The organism is Paenibacillus alba (assembly GCF_013204855.1).
GTDB lineage: Bacteria > Bacillota > Bacilli > Paenibacillales > NBRC-103111 > Paenibacillus_E > Paenibacillus_E alba.
Map to the genome: position 1 here is coordinate 25256 of NZ_JABMKZ010000006.1, position 19941 is coordinate 45196.

General features: G+C 47.9%; 15 protein-coding genes. 11 read left to right on the plus strand and 4 right to left on the minus strand.

What is annotated here, in order from left to right:
* Nucleotides 1–14 precede the first annotated feature (14 nt).
* Genes HQN90_RS10380 through HQN90_RS10395 form a run of 4 tightly spaced genes read left to right on the plus strand, consistent with a single transcriptional unit; the run spans nucleotide 15 to nucleotide 3661 of the window.
* Nucleotides 15–752: an ABC transporter ATP-binding protein gene (locus HQN90_RS10380; RefSeq protein ID WP_173217940.1), complete on the plus strand. Its 738-nt coding sequence runs from the start codon at nucleotides 15–17 to the stop codon at nucleotides 750–752.
* Nucleotides 745–1494 carry an ABC transporter permease gene (locus HQN90_RS10385; protein WP_173217942.1) on the plus strand — a complete coding sequence of 250 codons (750 nt, stop codon included), beginning with the start codon at nucleotides 745–747 and terminating at the stop codon, nucleotides 1492–1494. Before HQN90_RS10380 ends, HQN90_RS10385 begins: the two co-directional genes overlap by 8 nt.
* 5 nt (nucleotides 1495–1499) lie before the next feature.
* On the plus strand, nucleotides 1500–2975 hold the full coding sequence (locus HQN90_RS10390; protein ID WP_173217944.1) for a sensor histidine kinase: 1476 nt from the start codon (nucleotides 1500–1502) through the stop codon (nucleotides 2973–2975).
* Complete coding sequence (locus HQN90_RS10395) at nucleotides 2972–3661, plus strand: response regulator transcription factor (protein WP_079416542.1); 690 nt, start codon at nucleotides 2972–2974, stop codon at nucleotides 3659–3661. The genes HQN90_RS10390 and HQN90_RS10395 overlap by 4 nt, the downstream gene beginning before the upstream one ends.
* 59 nt (nucleotides 3662–3720) lie before the next feature.
* Here the strand turns inward: HQN90_RS10395 and HQN90_RS10400 are convergent, their stop codons facing one another.
* The 3 genes from HQN90_RS10400 to HQN90_RS10410 are packed head-to-tail and all read right to left on the minus strand — an operon-like array spanning nucleotide 3721 to nucleotide 9961.
* Nucleotides 3721–5457, minus strand: a complete 1737-nt coding sequence (locus tag HQN90_RS10400) for a hypothetical protein (protein ID WP_173217946.1) — start codon at nucleotides 5455–5457, stop codon at nucleotides 3721–3723.
* A 35-nt stretch (nucleotides 5458–5492) separates the two neighbouring features.
* The gene (locus HQN90_RS10405) at nucleotides 5493–8609 is read right to left on the minus strand and encodes an efflux RND transporter permease subunit (protein ID WP_173217948.1); all 3117 of its coding nucleotides are present in this window, start codon (nucleotides 8607–8609) and stop codon (nucleotides 5493–5495) included.
* A 44-nt stretch (nucleotides 8610–8653) separates the two neighbouring features.
* Complete coding sequence (locus HQN90_RS10410) at nucleotides 8654–9961, minus strand: efflux RND transporter periplasmic adaptor subunit (protein WP_173217950.1); 1308 nt, start codon at nucleotides 9959–9961, stop codon at nucleotides 8654–8656.
* A 416-nt stretch (nucleotides 9962–10377) separates the two neighbouring features.
* On the opposite strand from HQN90_RS10410, the gene HQN90_RS10415 reads away from it, so the two are divergent.
* From HQN90_RS10415 to HQN90_RS10445, 7 genes are all read left to right on the plus strand, one after another.
* Nucleotides 10378–11196: a helix-turn-helix transcriptional regulator gene (locus tag HQN90_RS10415; RefSeq protein ID WP_173217952.1), complete on the plus strand. Its 819-nt coding sequence runs from the start codon at nucleotides 10378–10380 to the stop codon at nucleotides 11194–11196.
* Nucleotides 11197–11388: 192 nt separating this feature from the next.
* Nucleotides 11389–13161, plus strand: a complete 1773-nt coding sequence (locus HQN90_RS10420) for a hypothetical protein (protein WP_173217954.1) — start codon at nucleotides 11389–11391, stop codon at nucleotides 13159–13161.
* Between the two features lie 18 nt (nucleotides 13162–13179).
* Complete coding sequence (locus HQN90_RS10425) at nucleotides 13180–13965, plus strand: ABC transporter ATP-binding protein (RefSeq protein WP_173217956.1); 786 nt, start codon at nucleotides 13180–13182, stop codon at nucleotides 13963–13965.
* Between the two features lie 743 nt (nucleotides 13966–14708).
* A complete protein-coding gene (locus HQN90_RS10430) occupies nucleotides 14709–14924 on the plus strand; it encodes a hypothetical protein (RefSeq protein WP_173217958.1) in 216 nt (71 codons plus the stop codon).
* A gap of 39 nt (nucleotides 14925–14963) precedes the next feature.
* On the plus strand, nucleotides 14964–15650 hold the full coding sequence (locus HQN90_RS10435) for an MgtC/SapB family protein (RefSeq protein ID WP_173217960.1): 687 nt from the start codon (nucleotides 14964–14966) through the stop codon (nucleotides 15648–15650).
* A gap of 296 nt (nucleotides 15651–15946) precedes the next feature.
* Nucleotides 15947–17131, plus strand: a complete 1185-nt coding sequence (locus tag HQN90_RS10440) for a helix-turn-helix domain-containing protein (RefSeq protein WP_173217962.1) — start codon at nucleotides 15947–15949, stop codon at nucleotides 17129–17131.
* Complete coding sequence (locus tag HQN90_RS10445) at nucleotides 17128–17808, plus strand: HD domain-containing protein (protein ID WP_173217964.1); 681 nt, start codon at nucleotides 17128–17130, stop codon at nucleotides 17806–17808. The genes HQN90_RS10440 and HQN90_RS10445 overlap by 4 nt, the downstream gene beginning before the upstream one ends.
* Nucleotides 17809–18155: 347 nt before the next feature.
* Here HQN90_RS10445 and HQN90_RS10450 read toward each other — a convergent pair whose 3' ends face one another.
* Nucleotides 18156–19889, minus strand: coding sequence for a collagen-like domain-containing protein (locus HQN90_RS10450; RefSeq protein WP_476739324.1), 1734 nt, complete (start codon nucleotides 19887–19889; stop codon nucleotides 18156–18158).
* Nucleotides 19890–19941 lie beyond the last annotated feature (52 nt).

The window sequence follows — 19941 nt, forward strand, 5'->3', positions numbered from 1 at the left end:
AGGGGGGACTTAGTATGAATGCCATTGTAGAAATAAGGAATTTGACGAAAATGTTTAAGAATAACCGCGGGATTCATCAAGTGGATATGACAGTGCAACAAGGTGATATTTATGGGTTCTTCGGACCCAATGGAGCGGGGAAAACAACGGTCATGAAGATTATGACAGGCTTGACCCGTGCGCAGCAAGGCGAAGTGAAGCTGTTCGGCCACAATGTGTCCACACACTATGAGCAAGCGATGGCCAAGGTTGGCGTGCTGATCGAAACAGCCGAGGCTTACAACTACATGAGCGGCAGAAAAAATTTGGAGCTGGCAGCCAGATTTTATCCGCAGATCAGCAAGCAGCGTGTGGACGAAGTGCTGGAGATTGTTGGACTAACGCCTTTTCAGAAGGAGAAGGTAGCGGGCTACTCCCTTGGGATGAAGCAGCGATTGGGACTCGCGGCAGCGATGCTGTCCAAGCCGGAGCTGCTCATTCTCGATGAGCCGACGAACGGTCTGGACATCGAGGGGATGGTTCATATTCGCGAGATCATTATGCATTTGGCAAAGGAAGACAAGATTACCTTCCTGATCTCCAGCCATCTCATTCACGAAATGGAGCTGATGTGCAACCGGATGGGCATTATCCATCAAGGGCGTCTTGTTCGCGAGGGTCTCGTTTCCGAAATATCCAGTGGAAGTGCTTCGCTGGAAGAAGCCTATTTGCGCGAAATTAAGGAAGTCAGGAGGCTCGCCGCCAATGCCTAGTTTAACCGCCAACGTCTGGAATGAAACGATCAAAATGGCAGCTAAGAAAAAAACGATTTTCTTTCTAGCCGTTACGCTGCTGATGCCCGTTCTTGCAGGCCTCTTGCTTGCGCGCTTCCAAAGCGGGATTGGGATCGGAGCCATAGCTTCACAGGATTTTCCGATTCTGATGCTCGGCTTATTAACAAGCATTTTCCTTCCGCTCTTCGTCTTCATGGGAGCCGCAGATGTTTTCTCCGGTGAAATGGGTGACCGCACCATGAAAAACACGCTCACGCGGCCCATCACCCGATTCAAAGTGTTTACTTCCAAACAAATTGCGCTTGGCGTGTATATTGCGCTTTTTCTGGTGGCAGGCTTGGCAGCTTCCGTTATATCCGCGTTGTTTTTCCAAAACTTTGGAGGTTTTGGCACGGTCGTAAAGTGGTTTCTCGCCTATGGCGCTGCTTTTGTGCCCTTGCTTGTACTCAGCATTGTGGCCGTATTTCTCGCCCAATTCTTTTCCAGCAGCAGCTCCGCTTTGACGGTCAGCATACTTTTGTATTTGGCGTTTAAAGTAGCCGCTTTCTTCATTCCGCAGATTGCCACCTATTCGCCTACCGCTTATATGGATTGGCACATGCTTTGGATCGGAAGCCAGATAGCAATAGGCAAGATCGGCAGTATCTTTATGTTTTTGATGGCGTGTAGTATATTGTTTTACACAGCAGGTTTTTATTTGTTCGATAAAAAGGAGATTTGATGCGGATGTCGATTCGTTTACGGCTGGTACTTTCTTATATCGCCATGCTGCTCGTACCGCTTGTGCTCTCGGTGCTAGCCGTGATCTTAATCAGCATCGCTACATTCGGCAGTTTGAAATCCGGGTTTCAAGTCGATTTCTCACAAGGCAATCCGATCAAACGAGTCGTGGATCAGGAGCTGGAAAATGTCGCTTATATGAAAGCGAAGACGGAGACTGAGCCCAATGCTTTTCTGGATCCCGTGTTTATCAAGGATTTGGAAGAGAGATTTCACAAAATCAATATGGGGCTCATTATTCGCAAAGATAAAGAGATTACGTACATTTCTCCTTATATTAAAGAGGGGGAAGCTGAGAACACCTCGAAGCTGCCGTCCTTCGGCACCTCGTCAGGCCAATTCCAGCGAAATCAAGGTTCTCTGTGGATAACTCGACAACAGGATTTTTTGTTCCCGGATAACAGCAAAGGTTCCGTTTTCGTGTTTTTGGACGGAGGTCCTTTTCAAAAGTATCTTCACCAGTTTTCTAAATCCGTTATCGTTACGTTTCTGCTCATTCTTATTTTGACCAATGGCGTGCTGACTTACTTCGTTTCACGCAGTATTATCCGACCTCTAAAATCGCTGAAACGAGCGGCGGAGGAAATTAAAGAAGGCAATCTGGATTTTGAAGTCATTCGCCATTCCGATGATGAGATTGGAGAGCTTAGTACGGCATTTGAAGAAATGCGGCGCAAGCTCAAAAAGTCTGTGGAGCTTCAGCTTCAATATGAAGAGAACCGCAAGGAGCTCATATCGAATATTTCCCATGATCTGAAAACACCTGTCACCGCCATCAAGGGTTATGTCGAAGGCATTATGGACGGCGTGACGAATTCACCTGATAAGCTGGACCGCTACATTCGAACCATCTATAATAAAGCGGCTGATATGGATCGCCTCATTGATGAGCTGTTTCTATTTTCCAAGCTGGATTTGGGCAAAGTGCCCTTTCAATTCGAGAATGTCGATCTTGGCCAATATGTGCAGGATTGCGCGCAGGAATTGCAGTTTGATATGGAGAAAAAAGGCGTTCAGTTTGCACTTACCGAGCTGCCGAAGTCACCGTTGTTTGTAACGGCGGATCGGGATAAGCTTCGAAGGGTTCTGCTGAATATCATCGAAAATGCCATCAAATACAGCGAGGAAGGCAACTGCCGCATCACCCTTACGTTGAGAGAGATTGACGGCAATGCCGTCATCCAAATAATAGATAGCGGTCAAGGCATATCCGAGGAGGCGCTTCCTCATATCTTTGACCGGTTTTACCGAGCTGACCCATCAAGGAATACAGCCACCGGCGGCAGCGGGCTTGGACTCGCGATCGCCAAACAAATCATGGAAGAGCACGGCGGAAGAATCGGCGCGACCAGCATGATTGGGCGGGGGACGACGGTATACATGGCTTTACCGCTGAGTCAGCAGGAGGAGAGCAAAGCATGAGTCGGATCTTAATCATTGAAGACGAACAAAGCATCGCAGAGCTGGAACGGGATTATTTGGAGATTAGCGGTTACGTAGTTGATATTGAAATCAGCGGTGACAAGGGACTCCAAAGAGCATTAACGACTGACTATGATCTCATTATTCTGGATCTCATGCTGCCGAAGGTAGACGGGTTTGAGATTTGCCGGCGCATTCGCAGTGAGAAAGATATTCCTATCGTCATGGTCTCTGCCAAAAAAGAAGACATTGATAAAATCCGCGGCCTAGGTCTGGGCGCAGATGATTATATTATTAAACCTTTCAGTCCGAGTGAAATGGTTGCCAGAGTGAAAGCTCATTTAGCCCGTTACGAGCGGCTGATGGGGCGGCGTGAGACGAAGAACGACGAAGTGCGTATTCGCGGGCTCATGATTGATAAAACAGCACGCCGCGTCTTCGTCAATGAGAAGGAAGTCGTGTTCACAACCAAAGAATTCGATTTGCTTACACATCTGGCGATGAACCCTAATCGCGTGTACAGCAAAGAGCAGCTGTTTGATCTCCTCTGGGGAATGGATGCCATGGGGGAGATTGCTACGGTCACCGTACACATCCGCAAGCTGCGAGAGAAGATCGAACAGGATCCCTCCAATCCGCAATACATTGAAACCATTTGGGGAGCGGGATATCGCTTCCGAATTTGATGAAAAAGCCTGGAAAAGTGCGATGCAGCACTCTTTCCAGGCTTTTTGTTTATGGCTCGCTATTTCAACACCGTAATCAGTCGATTGACTTCGCCAGATGGGGTAAGGATCGATTCATATACGTTAACGCTCACGTTATTTTGGATTTGATCTGTTCTCAGATGCTGAAACGTTAACGTTTGCTTACCGTTCACCAAGCGGTCATTGCCTGTGAAAGGGAACGATTGGGAACCAAGGATGCTGCCGACAGGATCGACCAGTTCGAACTTCAGTTTGGAGAATGTAGGGTCCGTCAGCACCCGTGGATCGCGGTTCAGTTCGAGAAACATTTGCAATTTGTACGTATAGGAAATGGCGATCATCTGATCCGGTGACGTTATTTGCGTCAATAAATAGTCTTTAATGTCGAGCGTATACGGATACAGGGAAATCTTATGTCTGTCTTCCTTTCCCTGCGGGGTGACTTGCAAGGATGCGATTGTCGATTTGTAGGCTGCTGCAGGACGGCTGCCGGAATCTCTGCTTAGCTGTTGCTGCAGCTTCATCGTAAACGTTTCGCCGGTCTCTGATACAGGCAGTGCAAACGTATAGTTGACAACCGATGACGTTCCCGGAGCAATCGAATTCTGAACTTCGCTTTGCCGGATCCCTGTATAATCGTAACCCGCCGGGCTTTGCAATTCGGTTAGAAGTGCTGGAATCGGAAGGGTTGTTAGCCCTTTGTTCGTAAACTTAAATTTGGCTGCCGCAAGCTTGCTTCCCTGATCGGCATTGTCCGAGACGCGGAGCTCCGTCAGGGCTACCTCCAGATCCTGATGGATAGTATCATTCCATGCATCGAAGTTTATCGGTGAGTTATAGGCGTAGCTCGGGACATCCGGTTTGTCTTGCGCTAGATCGATGTTCAGCTTGCCGATGCCAAAGTTTGACGCTTTGACTGTGCCGTTTGCCTCCCTCTGCGTAAAGGTTTCGGTCGTCAATACGTTAAGGCTGGCGAGCACCGCGTCCATCTCCGTATGGATAGCGAAATGAACATATTTGCTTTCGCCTGGCTCCAAGGCTACTGGGTTTGCTTCAACCTGCTGACCTGTAAAAACGTTAGTTTTGGTTTTGCCGGCCAGCTCCAACGCGGGAACGGTCTCGACCCGGTCGGACGGGTTTGTGGCGAGCAGCTTCACAACATAGTCGGATCCGTCGTTCGAATTGGTTTTGCTTATGCTTATCGTTCGGTAGCTAAGAGGAGATTCGAGTGTCGGGATCGTGAACGATTCCCCCCACTTTTTCAACAACGCAGCATCTTTGAACCCGTCAAGCTTTCCGTTCCAAACGATTGCATTGATAGGGACCGTGAATATCGCTGTTTCCTGCTTTGGATATACATCTTTATTGACATCGATGAATGAAAGTTCGGCAAGGCTGATTTGACTCGAGCGGTTGACGACGAGCATGTAGGTCAACTCTACTTCCGCATCGGGCTGTATGCCGCGTTCGTTGGCGCTGCTGGGGCGCAAGGTGTATACGTAACCGTCCGGCGTTGTTACTCTGAGCTCATGATCGGGTATGCGCAGCGTACGGTTGCTTGTATTGTTCATGCGAATCACTGCGCCGAGGCGGACGCCGCCAGTCGTCTTTTCATTAAAGACGCCCGTTACTCTGACATGGAGATCGGCATTCAGATTATACACGGCGGCGCTAGCAGATTCTGCTGCTCCATTCGCGAATGCAGGGATCCCCGACATCAGCAGCGAGGACGCCAAAGCGAAGCTCAAAGTGGCTTGCTTGAATCTTGTTTGCATGATAGTTGTTCCTCCTAAGAAAATCGGTTGGGCATCTAGAGAGAAGTTGTTTCGCCCTGAGCAGGAAGGTTGGTCGTTGCCGCCCTATTGCGCTTCAACTTGCGGTTATCCCTCCACAGGGCCAGCCGTAGATAGAAAGCAGGGACGATAATAAGCGTGAGCAGTGTGGAGACAATAAGCCCTGAGATAATGACGACGGCCATTGGTCGCCATAAGCTGCCTCCCATAATAGCCATAGGCAGCAAACCGCCGATTGCGGTAGCGGACGTCATCAGAATGGGACGAAGCCGCGCACGGCCGGATTCGGCAATGGCATCATACAATTCCATGCCGTGATTTCTGGCGTCTTCAATAAACTCAACAAGCACGATGCCGTTGCGCACGACAATTCCTGCCAAACTGACAAAGCCCATAAGCGCCATGAATCCGATTGGCGCACCCGTCACGAATAATCCGATCAGAGCGCCCCCCATGGCCAGATATACGGTCATCATGACTAGGAATGGTATGGATAAGGAATAAAATTGGATCGCAATAATGATGAAAATAAGGCATATGACAACGATCGAAAGCTTGCCGATGGAGGAGAAAGCATCGTTCCGGTCGGCGTTCTCGCCTGCAAATTCAATGGTATAGGCGTTTGGTTTTTGCAGTTTGCCAACTTGGTTTTGCAGCTCCGTGACAATATCCGACGGCAATGTTCCGTCTGTGTAAGCTCTTACCGTGATCGTCCGCACCAAATTGCGGTGCTGAACGGAGGTGATCATGCGGTCGAACTGCACATTGACGAACTGCTTGATCGGGTACAGCTGCCCGGATTGCGAAGGAACGAGCAGTTCTCCTATCGTTTCATTGGACGGCATTTGGTTTGCCTCGCTGAACAATGTGACGGGAATATCTTCGTTGCCTAGTTGCAGTTTGGAAACTTCAATGCCGTCGGTTGCGAGTCGGGCGGTTCCCGACAAATCCTTCTCGGTGACGCCATAATAACGCGCTTTCTCTTGATCGAGCTGCAGATCCATGGTAAACGTTTTATCACCAACGCTGTCGGAGACGTTGGCGGTGCCCGGGATGTTCTTCAGAATCGTTTGCACCTGCTTAGAGAGTGAGGTTAATTCGCTTAAATCCGGGCCGCTGATTCGAACAGCAATTGGCGCTCCGACCGGAGGGCCTTGTTCCAGTTCTCTGGGCAGCAACTCGATGTCGGGATATATGTGCTTCAGCTGCTCGCGCCAGTCGGATACAAGCTTGCCTGTATGGGTTCGGGACTCGTCGACCTTGACGTATAATTGGCCTATTCTAGTTCCGACAGAATCGTTTTCCGCATAGTAAAACTTAGGTGTTGTCCTCCCAGCATAGGTGGAAACAGATTGAACCCCATCCTGCTTAGCCGCCCAAACCGATAAACTTTTCATCATATCGGCGGTTTGCTTATAGTCGGCGCTTACGGGCATCTTCACATCAAGCAAAAATTCGCTTCGTTCCGCACTTGGAAAGTATTGAACGCCCAGCAGCGGCAGAAGTCCGTAGCTAGCCGTGCCGATAACGAGGCCTATCATGCCGGTTAACAGCGGTTTACGCAGCAGGCGGCGGATGAGCTTTTCGTAGTACTCGCTAAGGTGCCATAAGGGTTTTCCCAAAAGTCCCGGCAGCTTATTCTGGGCGTAGGCTCCTTTGCGTAGACTGCGTTCGCTGCTCCATTTGCGGAAAATCGGAATGATGGTTAACGACATGGCCATCGACGCGGCTAAAGTCAAGCTGACGACGACGGGAATCGGCTTGATAAAATCCCCGATGTTGCCTTTCAAGAAAAACAGCGGGAAAAAAGCGGCCGCTGTGGCGATCGTTGCGGTAAGAATGGAAATCGAAACTTCCTGGCTGCCTTTCAGCGACGCATCCAGAGGAGAATCGCCAAGAGACAATCTGCGTTCGATATTATCGTTAACGACAATGGCATCATCGACAAGAATACCAAGGACAATGACCAGCGCGACGATGGAAATCTGATTGAGATCAATGGACGTCATGCTGATCGGGAGGAAGCCGAGCGCGATGGAAACGGGAATTGCGAGCGCGACAATAATGGACGTTCCGAATGCGAGCCCCAGGATGCAGACAACCAGCACCGCACCCATCCCGATCAGCATTTCCCGTGACAAATCGGCAAACAGATGGTCGACGTTCTCCTTTTGCGTAAACAACGATACCATCGTCACATGCGCGGGGAGCTGAGCCTGCAATTCGGAAACCTTGGCGTCAATCCCTACTTGCAAGGTAGGAATGTTTTCTCCTTTGGCCGGATAAATGACGACATCGATAGCGGGTTTGCCATTATAGAAAACTTCCTCTTCCGTTTTCTGAGGGCCTACTTTAACCTCTGCGACATCTTTGATGCTCAGCGAATTGCCTTGCCCTGCCGGTCGGTAAATGACCGTATTGGCAATATCTTTGGCGGATTTCCATTCGCCCGTCAATTGAACGTAAGCGTTATTGTTATTGGCCGTTACGTTCCCGATCGGCGTGCGGTCGTGAGCGGTCGTGAGCGCCTGCATAACCAGCGTCCAAGGAAGCTGCAGGCTTTCTAGCTTCTCCTTGTTCAGTATCACCTTCACTTCCTGATCGGGAAGCCCTACGATTTCAACATCGCTGACGCCGGCAACCGTGCGCAGCTGATCTTTCCATGTTTCCGAAATGGGCCGCAAAGACTCCAACTCAGAAGGGTTTTCCACAATCAAATGAATGATTTGCGCCGATGTCTTGGCTAGATCATCATTGATTTCGGGTTGATGTGCTTCTGCGGGCAGTTTATCTTGCGCTGACTGCACCTTCTGTCTGAGCGTATCCCAGGCCCGCTTGTTATCGGCCCCGGCTTGCATCTCAACGGTAATGAAGGACACGTTGGTGGATGAAGTCGAATCGATCGACTTGATCGACTCCATCTCTCTGATCTTTTCTTCCAGCGGCTTGGTGACAAGCTGCTCGACCTTCTCCGGAGATGCTCCGGGATAGATCGTCTTCACCGTAGCCATGGATACAGTGATTTCCGGATTTTCACGCTGGCTTAACGATAAAAAGCTGAAGGTGCCCAGCAGCACGAGAACGACAAAGAATAGCAGGGTAATTTTTTGGTATTTGATCAGTTTGGCAATCAAGCGGACTCCTCCTTCTGTCCAGCTGTTCCGGTTAGAAGCCGAAACTACTGGCCGGGCGCTACTTTCTCCATATGTTTAAGCTGGTACTGACCGGAGACGATTAGTAGCTCGCCTGCCTTAAGCCCTTGTGTAATTTCCGTCATGGCATCCTTGCTGCGGCCGAGCTTGACTGTCCTTTTTTCGGCATGGTCTCCATTCAAAATGAATACATAGGGCTCGCCATCTTCGCGCAGAATGCTGTCCGCCGGCACGGAGATGACTTGCTGTTCGCCGCCTCCAGCAAGTAGAAGCTGCACGCGCATTCCCGGCTTAAGGCGGCCGTTCGCGTTCGCGGCTTCAAGTTCCAGGGAATAGGTTTTCGTCTGCGTATTGGCTGTGTTCGCCAAATAAGTCACTTTTCCCTCATATGTATCCGGGGAATCCGAATTATGAAACGACAGGCTTTGTTTACCCTGCACGAGCGGCAAGTCCGCTTCCGTTACCTCGGCGCGAATTTTGATTGGCGCTTGCTGCTGCACGACGCCGATTTTTTGTCCTCTGGCAAGCGTCATTCCTTCTTCAATCGGCATCTCGGTCAAAAGTCCGGACGCAGGCGCCTTGACTTCAAAATAAGATAGGTTGACGTCCGCGTCCTGCAGATCGATATCGTTAGCCTGCAATTGGTACTCTATGGCGGCAAGCGGCTTGGTGCTTTGGAGCGTCTGAAGCTTCTGTTTCAAAGTTTGAAGATTGAGCTGCAACTGCTTGACTTGAGATTCCAATTGTTCTTTCTGGTCTTTCGTTGCCTGACCGGTGTCATAGTCGTTCAGAACCCGGTTATACTGCTTCGTGACATCGTCCAAGGATTGCTGGGTTATGGCCATATTGTTCGTTAATTCCAGAATACCGTCGTCCCAATCTTTTTTGGCCTTGGTCATCTGTTCTTCAAGACTGGCTCTGGCATAAAGCAGTTTTTGTTTCTGGCGAAGCAAATCTTTCTTATCCAGCTCGATGATCACATCGTCTTTTTGGACCTGATCCCCGCGTTTTTTCAATACGGACTTCACATCGCCATCAACCTTCAGCATGACATTCAACTCCAGCGAAGGAATCACATCGGCTGTAAGTGTCTTGGCGCCTGCCCATGCTTGTGTGGCAACCGCAGCCGTTTTCACAGGTTTGCTCGCTGCCCCTGCTGCTTGCTCGGCAGTCGTCGCGGAAGATAACGCTGCTTCATTGGAACAGCCCGCAAGTGCAATGGCGGTCAAAATTAAAAGAAAACCCGTTTTGCGCGACACGAATCTTCCGGTTGTCCGCACAAGATGATCTTTCGTTCGGTTTGGACGAGTAATAATGTTTCCCACACGCTCCATGTATTGGGCCTCCCCATCTAATAAATAACTTTATACAAGATTAGTTATATCAAAAAAAGTGACTGATGGTCAATATGTTTCATTCGGTTTGGATGAATAATAATTTTCCCATCATAATTAATGATTAAGCGCCCTATTGCTCGCTTTAATAAATACATGGTGAGTGAATAAGTGACTATAGGTCACTATTGTTTTTGGACCAGTGGTCAATTATTTTTTTGGCGATGGTTAGGAAAACAGAGGTATTTGAAAATTTACGAAAGATGAAGCCTAGCAGAGTGCACAACTCTGGCTGGGCCATTTGTTTTTTGAGGATTAAATGGAAATACTTGCTAAATTTAATGGTGTTAATGTAATATTTTATTACATGGAAATTGTCGGAATAAGAGTATTTACGTCGGTGTGGGAGGGATCAGATGAATATTTTTAGGGGGGAAACGGAGCATTCGTGGATACATCTATCAGAAATAGAAGCTGAGCAAATAGAATTATGGAATGCGACTTTTACGAAAACAGGAATAGACCGAGATCATGCAACGTTACCATTTCGCTTAGTAGAGATACAGAGGCAAGAACAACTGATTAAAGAAAAATCTCTTATTGTAGTTGCTAAAGAAGAGGTAGATTCTCTCTCGAAAACGATATCGAATCCGCACTTAATTATTTTTACAAATCTGAACGGAGTGGCACTAGCCTTTATTGGGCCGGAAAATATAGTAAACATATTGGAGTCTGTGAATGTTGGTCTGGGGACCTCCTTTGCATTAGAGCATGCGGGCATTAACGCTATTTCTCTTTCTATGCAATTGGATGCGTTGGTAGCCGTTCAGGGATTAGAGCACAGCATGACGTTTTTTTCGAAATGGAATTGCATGTGTTCCCCAATTAAGCTTGGGAATGAACTAAGAGGTTACCTGAATATTTCCGTTTCCCTGACTGAGAATCTAAGTTTTGTTGCCTCGCTATTAAGACGGATGATAAGCGATATAGAATCTCGAATAATGTTAGCTGACCCAATCAGGAAACAGGCTCTAATCTATGAGCATTTTGATCTCTATTCTCTAACAAATCGCGAAAAGGAAATTGGTTTTGGCTGGTTGCAGAACCAAAGTGCTTTACAGATTTCACTTGCACTAGGTATTACTGAGGCCACGGTGAGGCACACGCTTAAGAAGGTTTATAGCAAGACGAAGTGTCATGATCGAGGGGGATTTATAAAGAAATTTTTTGTGTGAATACCCTATTTGTGGTATTTTATTACAAAATAATTGAAGTTAATATATATATTAACAGTATTAATGGTATGCCTGAAGGCCGTAGCAGCTCTCGTGGCTTGCTCTTTCAGATTTTCTAGTTTAAGGATATTATTGTTAATTTTAATGTAATGAGAATTGCTTGAGTTTAATTCTAGGGGATGAAATTCTGCGATGTTTGTTCATTGGATCAAATGGAAAATTTATATTCGTTGGAAAAACGAATGGAAGAAGTTAACACCGACTTACATGTTCATATTTTTAGTTGATGTATTGAAAATGACTGTTTTTTTTTCTTTATCTTTGTTCATTCTGGATATTCTCATTGACCCGCCAGAAGAGGCATCTAAACTTCTTAATGAATATGCAGGGGGGCTGGCTAAGGAACTGCTGCAACAAGCACTACAACTTGAGGCAGATACCAGGTTAGTCTATATTTGGACCTCATTGTTCATACAATTAACGATCATGTCCATTATTTCAGGCGTGGAAGCTTCTAAGTGGGAATTGAGCCACAAGGACGACCTGATCCTGCATAATCTGCCGTGCAGCGAAAGGCAAAAAAAACTACTTCTATACAGCGAACAAATCGTCTGGCGCTTCAAACAACTGATTACGGGATTTATGCCAATCTTACTAGCACTGCTCTTTCTCGTTTCATCCAGTTTTGGTCATTTTTTTGTGTTACTATGTATCATTTTCCTAACTTATTTCGTCCAGTCCCAGTTTGTTTCCAACTTACATAATTTAACTACCTTCATAAAAATGAGAAAAAGAGAATATGCCAAAGTTATTATTTTCCAATCTTTTGTCTTCAAGCTATCTTTGGCTGGTTTGGGCTATCTGTTTGGGACAACATTTATTCCTTGGGTCAATGCCTTTCCGCTATTAGGCAAACAAGTAGATGTACATGCCTTTGAGAATTGGCAACTAGATGGACAACAACTTTTCTTTCAACAAGTATCTGTATTTTTGCAGTTCTTCCTACATGGTTATTGGCCGCATACGTTATTAGCCAGAACTGCTGTTGATTCAGCTCATTTGCTTGGATGTATGTTTTACATTTTGATTGTAACACTTCTAACCTTATTATTGGCAATGTGCAACGCAAAGACAAATAAAGAACGTGAAATGAAAGATAACCCGGTTTTCGAGAAATTTTTTCTTGCTATTGGTAAATATTTGGAGATTTCCGATTCTTTGATTGCTACCAGGATTAAACTGATGTGCAGATCTCAACAATTGCTGCAACGTCCTGCAGTTTTATTGGGAGGAGCCATAACTTGGAGTGTTGTCGGGGTATGTGCAGCTCTGCTTAGTCATACAGACTCCGTAAAAGTATTTTATTTAGTTTTGACCCTATGTGTATACATGTTGACTTACTTTCTCTCAACGTTATTATTCGATGACTTGTCCAGCCAGTTTTCTTTTGACAGTGATGGCAGGCAATTATCCTTATTTATTTTTGCTGGGTCCACATTATGGCACGTGTTTACACAAAAAATCCGAATATTTTTAATTGCTTCTGTGCCCATGTTTATACTAACTCAGCTCGTTATTGTAAGCAGCCTAACCCTAGTTAGCTGGAAGATAATCATTTTAATTCTGATAGTAACTATCATTAATTATGTTGCATTTGCCTTTGTAAATTATATTCCAAGCTTAACGCGCCCACATTTCGACTTTATGCATGTCGAACAACTGGATGATTATGCAGATAAAGGGATGATTAAGGCCATCTTAAGAACCACACTCTTGGGGTTCCTAATACCTATTATGCTACTGCCGCTTGCTTTTTATCTGGCTAACTATGTAGAAGAGGAAACCTTTGTTCTTTTACAATTAATCTGTGTTCCAATACTTACGATTGCGGCCGTTTGGTTAGGAGCTTGGTTGATCAAACGCAAAAATAACCGTTTGTTTACGATCGAAGAATTAAACCTATAAGCAAAGAGGAAAATGCCAATGAATGAGATTCATGGACAGGAACACGCAAGTCTGAACTTTTTGGATGTTAGTAAAACCATTGGTTCTGCGAACATCTTAACAGAACTAACTTTCAAAGTACCTGTTAAACGTATCGTGGGCTTCTTGGGACCTAATGGAGCTGGTAAAACTACGACTTTGCTAATTGCTGCTGGTTTAAATCGTCCGACCTCAGGTCGTGTGTGGATTGACGGAATTGACATGCAATCACAGTGGAAAGAAGCGAAAGCAAGGGTTGCTTATATTGCTGAGCATCCTTTGTTATTCGAAGAATTAACTGGGAAAGAGTTTTTGAGGTTCCATTGCGATTTATTTGGGCTGCATCTAGCCAAGCACGACATTTCAGAGAAATCCGAACAGTTCCAGTTGACGAATGAACTCGATAAATACATCAAACATTATTCACTAGGAAATAAAAAGAAGTTAGCACTGCTTGCCTGTTTGCTGAGACAACCCAAATTGCTGCTCTTGGATGAATATATTTCTGGGTTGGATCCCATAAGTTCACTAAGCATTCGTTCCATTCTTACGGATTATGCAGCAAACCAAGGCTCTGTCCTGTTGTCCACTCATCAACTAGAGGTTGCCGAAAAATTTTGTGACGAATTTATCTTTATTGAAAAAGGCTGCATCGTAGATACAACCTCTCGTGATGAAATATTAGCGTCAAATAAGTCCCTTGAAGATTATTTTATTCATCAAATAGACCGCGTACGGTCAAACCAAGGAGACAATCATCCTCATGAAAATTTTGTGAAAATATGAAAAGGGGAGGGCTTTATTGCGGCGAAACTTTAATGATTGGAGTAGAACTAATGAGCCCAATCGAACCTACATCAAATATAAAGACTACATTTAGCCAAAGTTTTCTTGATTTTGTGGCCGTTATCTAATCGCCAACTCTAACATTCAAAAAAATAGATGCAAACAACCGATTGATTTTAACGAATGAAATTCAGACATTGCTGTATCAAGGGCAAATCGTAATACCAACTTTAGCTGCACAGATACTCAAAATTGTAATTACTTTTTTCTCCGAAATTGCATCTATTCAATCAATCACAAGCTTTTCATTAAAGTGTTATCTGGAGTTGATTTGATGGAAATATGGACATATTGGCTAATTGGTCTTGGAATAGCAACAGTAGCAAGTAGTTGGGACAACTCTCTTATTCATGCTGCTAGATATAATGCTTACTGTTTGGTAGGTTCTTATTTTAGTGAAAATTATTGTTCCAACGATAATTTTTCAGGGAATTAGAGAGGAGTCATAGAATGCGAAAACTGTACACAATCATTTTAGTTGTTTCAACTTGCATGTTTTTAATTATTCTCTGTACTCCATTACTGAATTTTAGAGCGGCACAATTAGTTTTAATGCTATCTGGTGCTTTTATGGCTTCTGCAATTATGAATGTATTCAAGAGATAATAAGGAGTCCTTAGGTTTGGTTGGTGTTAAGTCTCAAATATTCATTGCATACAGATCCAAAGTTAAAGGCGGAAATTATGAAGAAAAAGTGGTTAGTAACCATTATTGGCATTGGTATTTTAAGCATAGTGGGACTATATGTATTTTTAATAACAAAATCAAAAATTCCGGTGCCACGCGGGGAAGTATATGGAATTTCTGAGATATGTGCACAACTCTGGCCAAGCTTATTTGTTTTGGTTATAAAAAAGCAAATTATGCATATCTATTTATTTACAACTTCAAAATGTTAAGATATTGTAAAGCTATCTAACATAGAGGAGACAACAACGATGATGCTGTCGGTAGATGTGCATGATTTAATGAAATTAGGAATCGCAGCTATTTTCGGTTTAATCATTGGGCTGGAACGGGAAATCAGAAATAAACCTCTTGGACTCAAAACTTCTTTGGTCATATGTCTAAGCAGCTGCTTGCTGACGATTGTATCTATTGAATCTGCGAATAAATATGCGGTACCTGGCCTGCACGTCATGGACCCGATGCGGCTTGCGGCGCAAGTGGTCAGCGGGATCGGATTTATTGGCGCAGGGGTCATTCTTCGGAAGCATAATGATGTTATTATCGGATTAACAACGGCGGCGATGATCTGGGGAGCGGCAGGACTGGGGATTGCCGTTGGGGCTGGGTTCTTTGTTGAAGCGTTTTTTGGACTGCTGCTGATTATGGCCAGTGTAGTTGTTTTGCCATACTATATTAAGAAAATGGGACCAAGACCGCTGTTGATGAAAGATTTGCGCGTCAGGCTCGTAGTGTCGCATGAGGGCAATTTAACGACTATCATTAAGGACATTATTGCCAGAGGGTACAAAATGAAAAGTGTACACATTAAAGAGCTTAATCATGAACTGCAGGAGCTCAATTTTGTCGTTTTCATTGACCGCAAGTATGCTTCGGAAGTATATGATGAGCTTAAGAGCATGACGTATATTGAATTCGCCGAAGTTGAGACGCTATAGAAGATAGGGATTGGAGCAGCGCCAAGTGCGCGTTCTGATCCCTTTTTGTTTGGGTCTTGTATAAACTGCGGCCTAGGTGGGGAAACACTTTCACGGCAAGTTTGGCCTTAATCGTATCCACGGCAGCGCCGAATTGCGAATAAGAGGAGTCGCCTGAACCCAAATGCGAATGTGGTGAGAATAAATATATTTTGTTCGAATGAGCAGCAGGGAAGGACTATACGACTTTGAGGAAGAAATCATGATACAATATCGAAACATGAACTTAACGCAGCCTACGGAAAAGGGGAACTGGCATGGAGGATATTCATCTGCATTTGAAAAACCTAGGTTTCACCGATCTGGAAGCCAAGTGCCTGCATGTGCTTGCCGAATGCGGCACGCAAACAGGCTATGAAATAGCCAAGCAGCTTGGCGTGTCACGTTCGAACGTCTATTCCGCGCTGCTGAAGCTAGCGGAGAAGGGCGCGGTGCTCACCAGTCACGGTGAGCCTACGCACTACCAAAGCGTGCCAATCGAGGAGATTGGCGAGCGGGTGGAGGCGGAGCTGCTGGCGTCGATCCGCTACGTGAAGGAGCATATGCCGAAGCAGGGTGCGCATCGTTCGGAGTACTTCAGCTTGGAGGGCGATGCGAAGGTTCTCGATCGGATTCGTGTGGAGCTGAGAAAGGCGAAGGAGGAAGTGCTCTGTGACCTGTGGACGCATGAAGCGCAGCTGTTGAAGGAAGAACTGCTGCAGGTGCCGGCGCAAGGCGTGCGCTTGCTTGTTTCGACGATTGGCGATGCCGTACCGATGAGCGGGGTACATCAGTTCCTGCATAAGCGCGATGCGGGGCGGAGTGAGCGCAAAGGACGGAAGTTTACGCTGCTTATCGATCGCAAGCTGGCTATTATCGGCACACGAGGCGGCGATGAGCCGACACTTGCCATGCTGACGGAGCATCCAGCGATGGTGGAGGTGCTGTCGAACAGCTTTTGGCGCGAAGTGGTGATCTATGAGCTGCAGCAAGATATGGGCGGGAAACTGGAAGATAAATACGGGAAAAATTTCAAGAAAATCATCCAGAAATATACTGAGGGAAAAGAAAAAGATAGTCAGCCGGGCATCGTTGGGACGTCGCCTGAAGGCAAGTCCACGGAGAGCAAGGCTCCCGAAGGCAGGGCACAGGAAAGCAAAAGCAGCGAGAGTAAGTTTCCGGCTGGTAAGTCCAGCGAAGGTAAAGCGCTCGAAGGACTGGCGGATGAAGGCAAAAGCGGTGGAAGTAAGAGTAATGAAAGTAAGAGCGATGGAAGTAAAGGCAATGAAGGCAAAAGCGATGGAAGTAAAGGCAATGAAAGCAAAAGCGATGGAAGTAAAGGCAATGAAAGCAAAAGCGATGGAAGTAGAAGCAATGAAAGTAAAAGCAATGAAAGTAAATCTAACGAAGAAAAGCCGAAAGAAGGCAAAGCTGGCGAAGGAAAGAGGAAGAAGAAGAAATGACGCTGCGTGACGGGGAATACTTGACGAGAGAACAGCAAGAGCACATCTTACTCGCGGCGGAGGCGCTCGTGAAGGAAAAGCTGGAACGCGATAGCAGCGGCCACGACTGGTGGCACATTTATCGCGTCGTGCAGACGACGAAGCGCATCGCCGCCCAGGAGGGCGCCGACGCTTTCGTCTGCGAGCTTGCGGCGCTGCTTCACGACGTCGTCGACGAGAAGCTGAACGCCGATCCAGCCGCCGCGCAGCGCGAGCTGGAAGCGTGGCTGGCCGCCAGCGGCACGCCGGCGGCGGACGTGCTCCATGTGCTGGAAATCATCAGCACCATGTCGTTCAAGGGCGGCGCGCGTCCCCCGATGCGCACGCTCGAAGGCCAGGTCGTGCAGGATGCCGACCGGTTGGATGCCATAGGCGCGGTGGGAATCTCCCGCGTCTTCGCCTACTCGGGCTGGAAAGGCCGCCCGATTCACGATCCTTCCGTCACCGCGCGCGAGCAGATGACGGAAGCGGAGTATCGCGCTGGCAACGATACCGCGATCAATCATTTTTATGAGAAGCTCCTGAAGCTGAAGGAGCTTATGAATACGACTTATGCACGCCAGTTGGCTGAGGAGCGGCACCGCTTCATGGAGCAGTATTTGGAGCAGTTTGATATGGAATGGGAAGGCCTGCGTTAGGCCTTCTTTTTTTGCGCTGTGTGACCTATGTAAACAAAAGAACCTCTATCCACGTTTTTTTATTCGTGGGGTTGAGGTTCTTTTTGCAGCAATTTGCCTAGTCATGTGGTAGATAATTCAGTTTAGGAAACTTGTTTCGTGTAATTTTCTAGTTAGGGGAACTAGGATACGCTATTTACATGAATTTGCTCAAAATATGGGTTGAGGCGGAACTAGGGTACGCAATTAGGCTGGTTTTTGCTTCTGGAGCGTGTTTTTGCAACAAATAAGGGACTGTAGTTCCGTGACATGCGTGTATTATCCTTATTTGCTCAAATTAGCGGATCGTAGTTCCTCCTTTTCCAACATTACGAGGTAAATTGAACAGCATTTAGTGCTCTGATTTCGGCGCTAGCGGTAACGATGTCGGAACCAGTAACTCCAACCAAAATCGCATACGTGTGTGAATCTGCTGATGGACTATCTACCCAAGTTAAGCTAGGGATTTCAGAGTATGTGGCAGCAGAAGCCGTCAAGGTTTTGTCATACTCCTTAACTAATGTTGTTTGGGCAATTGTAACGCCATCCAGCTGCAGTTGATAGGTGATGGTGTAACTAACCGTAACCCCGGTAACAGCTGCTGATGTTATATCAACCTCAACCATGGAACTAAGCTTGATAGATTCGCCTGTTGTTGTTGTTAAAGGTAAGGAGAGAACCGATACTGGTGTTCCAAGTACGTTTATTGGTGTTGTATTGTCTTGGATGCTTGCTAGCGATGATCCAGGTCCAGTGGCGCCGGTAGGTCCGGGATCGCCTGTGGCGCCTGTAGCGCCGATAGGCCCGGGATCGCCGGTTGAGCCCGTAGCGCCGATAGGTCCGGGATCGCCCGTGGCACCAGTGGCGCCGGTAGGTCCGGGATCGCCGGTTGCACCAGTGGCGCCGGAAGGACCGGGATCGCCTGTAGCGCCTGTAGCGCCGGAAGGACCGGGATCGCCAGTGGGACCAGTTGCTCCGGTAGGTCCGGGATCGCCCGTGGCACCAGTAGCGCCGGTAGGCCCGGGATCACCGGTTGCACCAGTGGCGCCGGTAGGACCGGGATCGCCAGTGGCACCAGTGGCACCGGTAGGTCCAGGATCGCCCGTGGCCCCAGTGGCACCGGCAGTTCCGGGATCGCCAGTGGCACCAGTGGCACCGGCAGTTCCGGGATCGCCCGTGGCCCCAGTGGCGCCGGCAGTTCCGGGATCGCCGGTTGCGCCCGTAGCGCCGATAGTTCCGGGATCGCCCGTGGCCCCAGTGGCGCCGGCAGTTCCGGGATCGCCTGTGGCGCCAGTGGCACCGGTAGGTCCGGGATCGCCCGTGGCACCAGTGGCGCCGGTAGGTCCGGGATCGCCGGTTGCGCCCGTAGCGCCGATAGGTCCGGGATCGCCAGTGGCACCAGTGGCACCGGTAGGTCCAGGATCGCCCGTGGCCCCAGTGGCACCGGCAGTTCCGGGATCGCCAGTGGCACCAGTGGCACCGGCAGTTCCGGGATCGCCAGTGGCCCCAGTGGCGCCGGCAGTTCCGGGATCGCCAGTGGCGCCAGTAGCACCGGCCGGCCCAGCATCGCCCGTGGCACCAGTGGCGCCGGTAGTTCCGGGATCGCCCGTAGCACCGACAGGCCCAACATCACCCGTGGCGCCCGTAGCACCGACAGGCCCAACATCGCCCGTGGCGCCAGTGGCACCGGCCGGCCCAACATCGCCCGTGGCGCCGGTAGCGCCGACAGGCCCTTCACTGCCCGTGGCGCCGGTAGCGCCGACAGGCCCAGCACTTCCCGTGGCGCCCGTACCCTCGCCAGCTGGCCCCGCAGGGCCGGTCGGGCCTGTCGGTCCGATAGCCCATGGGAGGTTGATAGGTTGGCCGTCAGCGGTTCCTGCCGTTGCAATACCGCTGAAGCTAACAGGACCCTGAAGGATAATGCCTGAAACGCTGGAACTGGCAAACATGCAATAGCGGATTTCGTTCGTGACTTCTATGGCAGGCGGGAAATCGGCGGCATGGAATGAAATGATGTTGTCAGCTGCATTAGCTGCCAAATCAGTAACCATGGAATAGATCATCGTACCTGTGCCTGGCAATCCGTTGCTGTTTCTTTCAATGGTGATCGTTAGT